The sequence below is a fragment of the Streptomyces sp. WM6386 genome (assembly GCF_000972385.1).
Taxonomy (GTDB): Bacteria; Actinomycetota; Actinomycetes; order Streptomycetales; family Streptomycetaceae; genus Streptomyces.
This window is the reverse complement of sequence record NZ_JXTE01000348.1, coordinates 1-652: the sequence shown is the minus strand read 5'-3', so window position 1 is coordinate 652 and position 652 is coordinate 1. Positions and strand designations below refer to the sequence as shown.

Sequence of the window (652 nt, the reverse complement as noted above, 5' to 3'; positions counted from 1 at the left end):
CCGGCGGCGGCCAGTTCGGCCGCCCGGGACGGGTCGCGCACCAGGCCCGTCACCCGGTGCCCGGCGGCCAGCAGGGCCTGGGCGACGGGGCCGCCGATGTACCCGCTCGCGCCGGTGACCAGGACGTGCCGGGCGGCGCCGGTCACAGGTACTCCACCGTCGGTCCGGCCGGCAGCCGGTGGCGGGTGTCCAGGATGAACCGGGCGTGCTGGGTGATCAGGTCGAGGTCGAAGGCGCTGTGGTCGGTCAGCAGTACCACCGCGTCGGCCGCGGCGAGTTCCTGCTCGTCCAGTTCGGTGCGGATGACCCGCGGGTCGACCGGGGCGCTCTCCACGACGTGCGGGTCGACGGCCCGCACCTCGGCGCCCAGCCGCAGCAGCCCGTCCACGACGCGGACGGCGGGCGACTCACGGGCGTCGCCGGTGTCGGGCTTGTAGGCCAGGCCGAGCACCAGCACGCGGGAGCCGGACAGGGCGCGGCCGCGCTCGTTGAACGCGGTCAGCAACCGCTGTACGACGTAGGCGGGCATGTGGTCGTTGACGTCGTTGGCGAGCTCGACGAAGCGGAAGCGGTGGCCGAGGGCCCGGTTGACGCGCCAGGACAGGTAGACCGGGTCCACGGGCAGGCAGTGGCCGCCGACGCCCGGGCCGGG

Annotated in this window: 2 protein-coding genes; both read right to left on the bottom strand. The window is 75.3% G+C overall.

The genetic code is table 11. From position 1 onward, the window contains the following. Positions 1-146 (bottom strand): NmrA family NAD(P)-binding protein (locus tag TN53_RS47090; RefSeq protein WP_159038270.1); only part of this gene is annotated, 146 nt, incomplete at its 3' end. Further along, positions 143-652, bottom strand: a 510-nt coding sequence (locus tag TN53_RS41640) for a UDP binding domain-containing protein (RefSeq protein ID WP_046264098.1), incomplete at its 5' end; no start/stop codon positions are given. The genes TN53_RS41640 and TN53_RS47090, both read right to left, overlap by 4 nt.